Genomic DNA, 9,872 nt, shown 5'->3' with positions numbered 1-9,872 from the left:
GGGCACCGGGGGGGGGGAAGAGGGGGGCAGAAAAAGAGGGGCTTTCTGTGGAAAAACCGGGGGGGGGGGGGGCAAATGCCCCCCCACCCCTCGTTCGTTTCCTTCGTTGCCGCGCCCTACTTGACGACCGTGATCCGGCCCGTCGCCGGCGGCGCCAGCGGAGCGGACGGGCTCGAGTGGGCGGCGAAGTAGGCGGTGAGGACGTCCAGGTCGGACGCGCCCACCAGCTTGTTCCTGTGCTCCTTGAGAACGGCGAAGCCGTCGCCGCCGCCCGCCAGGAACTCGTTCATCGCGACCCGGTAGGTCTTCGCCGGGTCGATCGCCTCGCCGTTCAGCTTCACCGAGCCGACGACGATCCGGTCGGCGCCGGTCTTCGTCATGTCCAGCGTGTACGTGAAGCCCTTCGACACCTGGAGGATCTTCGGTGCCGCCAGGTTCGCGCCGCTGACCTGCTGCTGCAGCGTCGTGATCAGCTGGGCGCCGGTGAGGTCGACCGCCGTCATCATGTTGGTGAACGGCTGCACGGTGAAGGCCTCGCCGTACGTCACGACGCCGTCGCCCTCACCGCCGGCGGAGGTCGCGTGCGTCAGAGGCGCACGGATACCGCCCGGGTTCATCAGCGCGAGCTGCGCGCCGCCCTTGTCGGCCGGGGCGAGGCCCTCCAGCTGCGCGTCCGCGATGAGGTTGCCGAGCGGCTTCTCGGGCGCGTCGAAGGGGTTGTCGATGTCGGCGGAGATATAGCCGACGGGCCGGTTCGCGATCGGCGCGGCGAGCACGTTCCAGCGGTCGATGAGCTTCGTCATGTCCTCGGCCTTCGGCACGTCACGGGTGACGACGTGGTTGGCGGAGGCCACGGACGTACGGACGATGTCGCGCGTCCGCCGGTCGTACGTGAGCGTCGTGTCGGTGTACAGCTTGCCGAAGGAGGCCGCCGACGTGACCGTGCGCGGCGTGCCCGACGGGTCCGGGACGGTGCACGCGTACGCCTGGTGGGTGTGGCCGGTGACCAGGGCGTCGACCTGCGGGCTGACGTTCTTGGCGATGTCGACGATCGGACCCGAGATGCCGTCGCCCGGGCCGGGGCTGTCGCAGTTGTAGTTGTACGAGGCCGAGGCCGGCGAGCCGCCCTCGTGGATCAGGGCGACGATCGACCTGACGCCCTTGCGCTCGAGGATCCTGGTGTACTTGTTGATCGCCTCGACCTCGTCGGCGAACTTCAGGCCCTTGATGCCCTCGGCCGAGACGATGTTCGGGGTGCCCTCCAGGGTGACGCCGATGAAGCCGATCCTCACCCCGTCCCGCTCCCAGATGAAGTACGGGTCGAGCAGCGGCCTGCCGGTCTTCTCGTCCGTCACGTTGGAGGTGAGGAAGGGGAAGTCCGCGCCCTCGAACTCCTTGCCCTCCTCGAAGCAGCCGTCCTTCTCGTGACAGCCACCGTTCTGGATCCGGGAGAGCTCCTTGGCGCCCTCGTCGAACTCGTGGTTGCCGACGGAGGTGACGTCGAGCTCCAGCTCGTTCAGCGCCTCGATGGTCGGCTCGTCGTGGAAGAGCCCGGACAGCATCGGCGAGGCGCCGATCATGTCGCCGGCGGCGGCGGTGATCGAGTACTTGTGGCCCGCGCGGGCCTGGCGCAGGTGCGTGGCGAGGTATTCGGCACCACCGGCGTCGATCGTCCTGGTGGTGCCGTCCTCGTTGGCGTGGGTGACACGCCCGGCCGAGCCGGCGGGCGGCTGGAGGTTGCCGTGCAGGTCGTTGAAGGACAGCAGCTGGACGTCGACCGTGCGGCCTTGTCCGTGTCCGTGGCCGCGGTCGTGGGCCCCGGCGGGCATCGCGGCGACCAGCGCGCCGACGGTGGTCAGTCCGGCGACGGCGGCGAGTATGCGGCGGCGCTTCTGGTGCGGTGTCGCTGACATCTGTCCCCTTGTCAGTTCAGCGTCGGTTCGTGTGACGACAGTCGTCCTCAGCCGGGCAGCCTAGAGTCAACGCGCGTAGCGCGACAGAGGTAACGGGTTACGAGCTGGTTTCTGATCGGGTGCGGCGCGGCGCCGTACCCTCGACATATGACTGACGCAGCCCCCGCCCTCGAGCCCGGTCGGCAGATCCAGACCCTCGACGAACTCTCCCCCGAGCAGTCCGACGACGTCCTCCGCCTGCTCTCCGTCGCCGCCCGCGCCGACGGGATGCAGGCCGTCTCCGAGCACGGGCGGCTGCAATTGCGCCACGGCCGGCGCGAGGGCGTACGGCACTTCCTGCTCACCGTCGCGGGCGATCTCCGCGGCTACGCCCAACTGGAGGACACCGACCCGGTCGAGGCACCGGCGGCCGAGCTCGTCGTCCACCCCAGCCACCGGGGCCGCGGCCACGGCCGGGCCCTCGGCAACACGCTGCTGGCCGCCTCCGGCAAGCGCCTTCGCGTCTGGGCGCACGGCGGCAAGTCCGCGGCCCGCCATCTCGCCCAGGTCCTCGGCCTCACCCTCTTCCGCGAACTGCGCCAGCTGCGCCGCCCGTTGAGCCCCCTCGACCTCCCGGACCCGGTTCTCCCGGAGGGCGTGACGGTCCGTAGGTTCGTCCCCGGCCAGGACGACGAGGCCTGGCTCGCGGTCAACGCGGCGGCCTTCGCCCACCACCCCGAGCAGGGCTCGATCACCCAGCGCGACCTCGACGACCGCAAGGAAGAGCCCTGGTTCGACCCCAAGGGCTTCTTCCTCGCCGAGCGCGCGGGCGAGATCGTCGGCTTCCACTGGACGAAGGTCCATGCGGAGGAGCAGCTCGGCGAGGTGTACGTGATCGGCATCCGCCCCGACGCCCAGGGCACCGGTCTCGGCAAGGCCCTCACCGCCATCGGTCTCCGCCATCTCGCCGCCCAGGCCCTCCCCACGGTCATGCTGTACGTCGACGCGGACAACACGGCGGCCCTGCGGGTGTACGAGCAGCTCGGTTTCGCGACCCACGAAGTGGACCTGATGTACCGCACGGAGACGTGAGCGGATCCCGCACGAGCCATCCCGTACCAGGCTGACGAACGGGGGCGGTTGACACCGCCCCCTTTCTTCCACCACTATTTCACTACTTCATTAGTGAAAGGGTGGTGCATGATCGAGTACCGGATCGACCGGCGCAGTGGCATCGCCACCTATGTACAGATCGTTCAGCAGACGAAACAGGCCCTGCGGCTGGGACTGCTGGAGCCCGGCGACCGGCTGCCCACCGCCCGCGAGGTGGTGGAAGCCACCGCCATCAACCCGAACACCGTGCTGAAGGCCTACCGCGAGCTGGAGCGCGAAGGCCTCGTCGAGGCCCGGCGCGGCCTCGGCACCTTCGTACGGAAGTCACTGGGCGCCGCCCCCGCCGACTCCCCCCTGCGCGGCGAGCTCGCCGACTGGGCGGTCCGGGCCCGTGCCGCGGGCCTGGAGCGGGACGACGTGGCCGCGCTCTTCACCGCCGCACTCGACGAGCACTTCACGAAACACCACCAGGGGGACGACGCATGACCGACACGGCACTCGAGGCCACCGGCCTCGGCAGACGATTCGGCGGGAGAACCCGCCACACCTGGGCCCTTCGGGACTGCACCTTCCGGCTGCCCACCGGCCGGATCTGCGCCCTCGTCGGCCCCAACGGAGCAGGAAAATCGACTCTGCTGGCGCTCGCCGCCGGTCTGCTGCGCCCCACCGAGGGCAGCCTCCGCATCGTCGGCACCGACCCTGCGTCCGCCCGCAAGCGGCTGGCGTACATCGGCCAGGACAAGCCGCTCCTGCCCGGGCTCACGGTCGCGGAGACCCTGCGCATGGGGCGCGAGCTCAACCCGGGCCGCTGGGACGACGCCATCGCCGGGCAGGTCGTCGACGCCGGAAAGCTGGACCCGGCCGCGCGCGTCCGCACGCTCTCCGGCGGCCAGCGCACCCGCGTCGCCCTCGCCCTCGCGCTCGGCAAGCAGGCCGAACTGCTGCTGCTCGACGAGCCGATGGCCGACCTCGACCCGCTCGCCCGCCATCAGCTCATGGGCACCCTGCTCGCCGACGCCGCCGAGCGCGGCACGACGGTCGTGATGTCCTCGCACATCCTCACCGAACTGGAGGGCGCCTGCGACCATCTGCTGCTCGTCGACGGCGGGCGCATCCGCCTCGGCGGCGCCATCGACGCACTCGTCGCCGCGCACACCCTGGTCACCGGACCGGCCACCGCCGGCCTCGACCCGCACACCGTCGTCGAATCGCGCACGACGGGGCGCCAACTGACCGCGCTGGTACGCCCCGAAGGCCCGATCTCCGCCGACTGGCAGACCATGGAACCCTCCCTGGAGGAAGTCGTGCTGGCCCATCTGCGCTCCCCCGACGCACCCACCCTGCTGACCCCGCCCGCCGAGGAGGTCGTGGCATGAGCGCCCTGACGCTGAGGGGCATGCCCTGGGTCGTCGTCCGCCGGCACCGGCGCACGCTGTGGACGGCGATCGCGCTGACGGCCGCGGCCGTCGCGGCCGTCGCCGTGACGCGGACCTGGTACGTCACCGAGTACGAGACGGTGCTCAGGCCGACGGAATGGCACGACCGACTGCTGTGGGCCCTCGACAGGACCACCACGGCGATCATGTTCCTGCCGCTGCTCGTCGCGGCCTTCGTGGCGGGGCCGCTCGTCGCCCGCGACCTGGAGTCGGGCACCCACAGGCTGCTGTGGACCCAGTCGGTGTCACCCGCCCGCTGGCTCGCGGCGAAGCTGGCGGTCCCGGCGGTCGTCGCGACGGTCTGCGCGACCGTGCTGGTCGGCGTACACCGCTGGGGCCTGGCACCCGTTCGGCACAGCGCGTACCTGGAGCTCTGGCACCACCCGACGTACATCGCCCTCGGCCCCGCCGGTGTGGCGTACGTGCTGCTCGCCGTCGCCGTCGGGGCCCTCGCCGGGCTGCTGGTGCGCCGCACGGTGGTCGCCATGAGCGTCGCCGGGCTCGCGACCGGCTCACTGCTGCTCGCCGGCGGCGGGCTGCGTGAGTACCTGTGGCCCACGGTCATGACGACCGGTCCCGACCTGGCGGAGAGCGGCACCAACTGGCCGCTGGACTCGGGCATGCTGACCGCCTCAGGGGCGCGGCTGTCCTGGGAGGACTGCTACGGGGCGGGCATGCCCCAGCAGTGCATGGCCGCGCGGGGCGGGGTCGAGGACTTCGCTGTGTACCACCCGGCCTCGCACTTCTGGCCGATCCAGTTCGTCGAGACGGGTGTCGTCATCGCCCTGGCCGTGCTCGCCACGGCCGTGGCCTTCCGGGTGCTGCGCCGGCACCACGCCTGAGCGGAGGGCTCCGCGCCGAACAGGCCCGTCCGCTCGGGGGACGGACACGGACCGACCCACCGGTCCCGGGGGTAAGCTCCCCAGCCCGTCCGGCGCTTGAGGACGGACACAGCGGCCCACGCGCCGGTTACCGGGCCACCCCCGGGAGGCCCGGGGGCGCGCGGGGGCGCCGCCCCCGGGAATCCGCGCGCGGCGCCCTGCTTGCCCAGGCGTCATGTTCTCGTTACCACCCATTCAGGGACCCTTGCGACCCTCGGTGAATGCAGCCGCCCGCCGTGCCAGCCCCCCAAAATGGGCGGCCATTCCTGACGACGGCCCGCTCCGACGCGCCCGGGAACCCCTTCGCGCGGAAGAATGGGGTTATGAGCCAGCAGCCCGCCGAGGTCCCGGTCCAGCACGTTCAGCCGTCCGTCGGCTCCATAGCCGCGCACCGCCCCCACACGGTCTCCGCCGCGGTGTCCGATCTCGAGCCCGACATCGACTCCGACCTCGATACGTACGAGGACGAGACCGAGGGTGCCGAGCTCCCCCAGGGCCGCTTCCTGGACCGCGAGCGCAGCTGGCTCGCGTTCAACGAGCGGGTCCTGGAGCTCGCCGAGGACCCGATGACCCCGCTCCTGGAGCGGGCCAACTTCCTCGCGATCTTCGCCTCCAACCTGGACGAGTTCTTCATGGTCCGGGTGGCAGGTCTGAAGCGGCGCATCGCCACCGGCGTCGCCACCCGCTCGGCCTCCGGTCTGCAGCCGCGCGAGGTCCTGGAGCTCATCTGGACCCGCTCGCGCGAGCTCATGGCCCGGCACGCCGCCTGCTACCAGCAGGACGTCGCCCCCGCCCTGGCCGACGAGGGCATCCACCTCATCCGCTGGCCCGAGCTCACGGAGAAGGAGCAGGCCCGCCTCTTCACCCTGTTCCGGCAGCAGATCTTCCCGGTCCTGACGCCGCTGGCCGTGGACCCGGCGCACCCGTTCCCGTACATCTCGGGGCTCTCGCTCAACCTCGCCGTCGTCGTGCGCAACCCGGTCAGCGGCCACCGCCACTTCGCCCGGGTCAAGGTGCCGCCGCTGCTCTCCCGCTTCCTGGAGGCGTCGCCGCAGCGGTTCGTCCCGCTCGAGGACGTCATCGCGGCCCACCTCGAGGAGCTCTTCCCCGGCATGGAGGTGCTCGCGCACCACATGTTCCGGGTGACCAGGAACGAGGACCTGGAGGTCGAGGAGGACGACGCCGAGAACCTGCTCCAGGCGCTGGAGAAGGAGCTGCTGCGCCGCCGCTTCGGCCCGCCGGTCCGCCTCGAGGTCGAGGAGTCCATCGACCCGTACGTGCTGGACCTGCTGGTGCGCGAGCTGAAGATCTCCGAGTCCGAGGTCTACCCGCTGCCCGGGCCGCTCGACCTGACCGGTCTGTTCGGGATCGTCTCGCAGGACCGGCCGGAGCTGAAGTACCCGAAGTTCGTCGCCGGCACCCACCGCGACCTCGCAGAGGTCGAGTCGGCGTCCGCGCCCGACATCTTCGCGGCCCTGCGCGAGCGCGACGTGCTGCTGCACCACCCGTACGACTCGTTCTCGACGTCCGTCCAGGCCTTCCTGGAGCAGGCCGCGAGCGACCCGGACGTCCTCGCGATCAAGCAGACGCTGTACCGGACCTCCGGCAAGTCCCCGATCGTCGACGCGCTGATAGACGCCGCCGAGGCCGGCAAGCAGGTCCTCGTCCTCGTCGAGATCAAGGCCCGCTTCGACGAGCAGGCCAACATCAAGTGGGCGCGGAAGCTCGAGGAGGCCGGCTGCCACGTCGTCTACGGACTCGTCGGCCTGAAGACCCACTGCAAGCTGTCGCTGGTGGTCCGCCAGGAGGGCGAGACCCTGCGCCGCTACTCGCACGTCGGCACCGGCAACTACCACCCGAAGACCGCCCGGCTGTACGAGGACCTCGGCCTGCTCACCGCGGACCCGCAGGTCGGCGCCGACCTCTCGGACCTGTTCAACCGGCTCTCCGGGTACTCGCGCCGCGAGACGTACCGCCGGCTGCTGGTCGCTCCCAAGTCGCTGCGCGACGGGCTGGTCGCCCGGATCAACAAGGAGGCCGCCCACCACCGGGCGGGCCGCCCCGCGTACGTCCGCATCAAGGTCAACTCGATGGTCGACGAAGCGATCATCGACTCCCTGTACCGGGCCTCGCAGGCCGGTGTGCCGGTGGATGTCTGGGTGCGCGGGATCTGCGCGATACGCCCGGGCGTCGCGGGCCTCTCCGAGAACATCCAGGTCCGCTCGATCCTCGGCCGCTTCCTGGAGCACTCCCGGGTCTTCGCCTTCGGCAACGGCGGCGAGCCCGAGGTGTGGCTCGGCAGCGCCGACATGATGCACCGCAACCTCGACCGCCGTATCGAGGCGCTCGTCCGGGTCGCCGAACCGGCCCACCGCGCGGCTCTCAACCGGCTGCTGGAGACGGGCATGTCGGACTCCACCTCGTCCTGGCACCTCGGCCCGGACGGGGAGTGGACCCGGCATGCGACGGACGGCGACGGTCAGCCGCTGCGGCACGTACAGGAAATGCTCATTGACGCGCGGAGGCGCCGGCGTGCACAGCCCTGACCTTCCCCTGGTGCCGCGGGGGGCCGGCGCCGACCAGGTCCTGGCCGGTTATCTGCACACGCAGGCCGCGGACTTCCTGCGCAGTCTGCGGCTGCACGGCGAGAGCGGTGCGGACACCGCGGGCGCGGAGGAAGCCGCCCGCGCGCTGCGTCGCGCCGCCCGCCGCATCGGAGGCACCCTCCACACCTACCGTCCCCTGCTGGAGGCCGCCTGGGCGGACCAGCTGCGCACCGAGCTCGCCTGGCTCTCCGGCGTCCTCGCCCAGGAGCACGCCTGCACGGCGCGCCTCAACCGCCTCCTGGACGCCCTGGCCCGCCTCTCCGGCACGGGCCCGGTCACCACGGCACGCGCGGAGGCGGACCTGACCTTCGCGGAGGTCCCGGCGGCCCGCACGGTGCCGGGCGGCCCCACGGGTACGGAGCCACTGGCACCGCCGAGCGGTCTCGCGGACCCGGAAGCACGGACGACCGGGACCGCGGCCGCAGACGCTGACACTGCCGTTCACACCGACGCCGACGGGCAGGACTCGAGCGGCGCCGCCCCGGACCCCGCGGGAACCCCGGCCACCGCCGCGTACACGACAGGACATGGCGGCACGCGGGCCGACGCGAGGGCCGTGCAGGCGAAGGCTGCGGGTGCGGTCGGCGCCTCTCCCGCGCGCGAGGCCGGAACCGGGGCCGCCGCCCAGGCCGTACGCACCACCACGCCCGCGGCCGCGGGTGCCGCTGCCCGGGGCGCACTCACCGTCGGGGCCGCGCGGGCCGGGGCGCTGCTGGAACGGCAGCTGACGCTCGGGCGGACGCGGGCGCATTCCGCGGCGTTGCAGGTGCTCGGCTCGTCGCGGTTCCACGCGGTCGCCGACGCCGTCGCGCTCCTCGCGTCCGAGGTGCCGCTCGCGGCGGCCGCCGCCGCACCCGCGGACGTGCTCGACGCGCACGCGGAGACCGCCGAGCGGCGGCTGCTGGACGCCGTCGCCACCCTTCCGCTGGCCCGGGCGGCGCACCCGTACAACGCCGACGCGCTCGTCCACGGCCTGGCCACGACCGCCGCGGGCGAGGCGCAGGACGCGCCCTGGCACCACGTGAGGATGCTGTTGCGGCTGCACCGGTACGCGCAGGAGGTCACCGCCTCCGGCCCCGGCCCGCTGCTGACGGTCGCCGCCCGCGCCCTCGACCGGCACCGGGACGCCGCCGAGGCCGCCTCGGCCGCCGCGTCCGCCGCCCGTACCCCCCGTATCGCCCCCGCGACGGCGTACGCCCTCGGCGTCCTGCACGCCGACCAGCGCCATGAGGTCGAGGCCGCCCGCTTCACGTTCCACCAGGTCTGGCGGCGACAGACGGTGGCCGCGCCATGAGCACGCCACGTACGCCGGACACGGTGCACGCGGCCGGCTGCGTCCTCTGGCGGCGTTCCGCCGGGGACGACGCCATAGAGATCTGTCTCGTCCACCGCCCCCGCTACGACGACTGGTCCCACCCCAAGGGCAAGCTGAAGCGCTCCGAGGACCCCCTCGCCGGCGCCCTCCGTGAGGTCCTGGAGGAGACCGGCCACCAGGCGACCCCGGGCCCGCGCCTCCCCACCGTCCACTACATCGCGAACGGGCGCCCCAAGGAGGTCAGCTACTGGGCCGCCGAGGCGGAGACCCCCGGCGACTTCACCCCGAACCGCGAGGTCGACCGGATCGTCTGGCTCCCCCCGGCCGAAGCCCGGGAGTGGCTCACCCAGCCCCGCGACCGCCACCTCGTCGACGTTCTCATCTCAGAACTTGGGATTCTTGGGACAATTGGGACACATTGACGCCACTCAGGCGCTTCAATGGCCACAGGAGCGAGCGCCGGGGGCGGCGCGCCGTACTACCCCTCACCACGCCCCGTCACCCACACAACACTGAAGAACTTGCCCGCCCGACAGGGTTCACCTTCCGTTTACTCTCCTCCGTCGGCGGCTTCACCTGATCTGCCTAATTTCGGGCTTACACGGTGACCGGCACAGTGCCGCGCCACC

At 72.0% G+C, this 9,872-nt stretch carries 8 protein-coding genes; 7 read left to right on the top strand and 1 reads right to left on the bottom strand.

Features of this window, described 5'->3' with window-relative positions; translation table 11 throughout:
* Positions 1–116: 116 nt before the first annotated feature.
* On the bottom strand, positions 117–1,913 hold the full coding sequence (locus tag ACFV9O_RS25270; protein WP_385421424.1) for a bifunctional metallophosphatase/5'-nucleotidase: 1,797 nt from the start codon (positions 1,911–1,913) through the stop codon (positions 117–119).
* A gap of 147 nt (positions 1,914–2,060) precedes the next feature.
* Here ACFV9O_RS25270 and mshD point away from each other — a divergent pair, with 147 nt between their 5' ends.
* From mshD to ACFV9O_RS25235, 7 genes are all read left to right on the top strand, one after another.
* Positions 2,061–2,984, top strand: coding sequence for a mycothiol synthase (mshD, locus tag ACFV9O_RS25265; protein ID WP_385421422.1), 924 nt, complete (start codon positions 2,061–2,063; stop codon positions 2,982–2,984).
* Positions 2,985–3,092: 108 nt separating this feature from the next.
* Positions 3,093–3,491, top strand: coding sequence for a GntR family transcriptional regulator (locus tag ACFV9O_RS25260; protein ID WP_385421420.1), 399 nt, complete (start codon positions 3,093–3,095; stop codon positions 3,489–3,491).
* The gene (locus tag ACFV9O_RS25255) at positions 3,488–4,381 is read left to right on the top strand and encodes an ABC transporter ATP-binding protein (protein WP_385421419.1); all 894 of its coding nucleotides are present in this window, start codon (positions 3,488–3,490) and stop codon (positions 4,379–4,381) included. Before ACFV9O_RS25260 ends, ACFV9O_RS25255 begins: the two co-directional genes overlap by 4 nt.
* Positions 4,378–5,283, top strand: a complete 906-nt coding sequence (locus ACFV9O_RS25250) for an ABC transporter permease (RefSeq protein WP_385421417.1) — start codon at positions 4,378–4,380, stop codon at positions 5,281–5,283. Before ACFV9O_RS25255 ends, ACFV9O_RS25250 begins: the two co-directional genes overlap by 4 nt.
* A 362-nt stretch (positions 5,284–5,645) precedes the next feature.
* A complete protein-coding gene (locus ACFV9O_RS25245; protein ID WP_385421415.1) occupies positions 5,646–7,868 on the top strand; it encodes an RNA degradosome polyphosphate kinase in 2,223 nt (740 codons plus the stop codon).
* Positions 7,855–9,222, top strand: a complete 1,368-nt coding sequence (locus ACFV9O_RS25240; RefSeq protein ID WP_385421413.1) for a CHAD domain-containing protein — start codon at positions 7,855–7,857, stop codon at positions 9,220–9,222. The genes ACFV9O_RS25245 and ACFV9O_RS25240 overlap by 14 nt, the downstream gene beginning before the upstream one ends.
* Positions 9,219–9,665: an NUDIX hydrolase gene (locus ACFV9O_RS25235; protein ID WP_385421411.1), complete on the top strand. Its 447-nt coding sequence runs from the start codon at positions 9,219–9,221 to the stop codon at positions 9,663–9,665. The genes ACFV9O_RS25240 and ACFV9O_RS25235 overlap by 4 nt, the downstream gene beginning before the upstream one ends.
* Positions 9,666–9,872 lie beyond the last annotated feature (207 nt).

The sequence above is a fragment of the Streptomyces sp. NPDC059909 genome (assembly GCF_042730885.1).
In the GTDB taxonomy this organism is placed as follows: Bacteria; Actinomycetota; Actinomycetes; order Streptomycetales; family Streptomycetaceae; genus Streptomyces.
Note: the sequence above shows the minus strand (reverse complement) of the source record. Positions and strands in the feature narration are given on the sequence as shown.

Bases quoted from the DNA above. Each gene is read 5' to 3' on its own strand.
- ACFV9O_RS25270 (WP_385421424.1), bottom strand. From the start codon at position 1,913: ATGTCAGCGACACCGCACCAGAAGCGCCGCCGCATACTCGCCGCCGTC.
- mshD (WP_385421422.1), top strand. From the start codon at position 2,061: ATGACTGACGCAGCCCCCGCCCTCGAGCCCGGTCGGCAGATCCAGACC.
- ACFV9O_RS25260 (WP_385421420.1), top strand. From the start codon at position 3,093: ATGATCGAGTACCGGATCGACCGGCGCAGTGGCATCGCCACCTATGTA.
- ACFV9O_RS25255 (WP_385421419.1), top strand. From the start codon at position 3,488: ATGACCGACACGGCACTCGAGGCCACCGGCCTCGGCAGACGATTCGGC.
- ACFV9O_RS25250 (WP_385421417.1), top strand. From the start codon at position 4,378: ATGAGCGCCCTGACGCTGAGGGGCATGCCCTGGGTCGTCGTCCGCCGG.
- ACFV9O_RS25245 (WP_385421415.1), top strand. From the start codon at position 5,646: ATGAGCCAGCAGCCCGCCGAGGTCCCGGTCCAGCACGTTCAGCCGTCC.
- ACFV9O_RS25235 (WP_385421411.1), top strand. From the start codon at position 9,219: ATGAGCACGCCACGTACGCCGGACACGGTGCACGCGGCCGGCTGCGTC.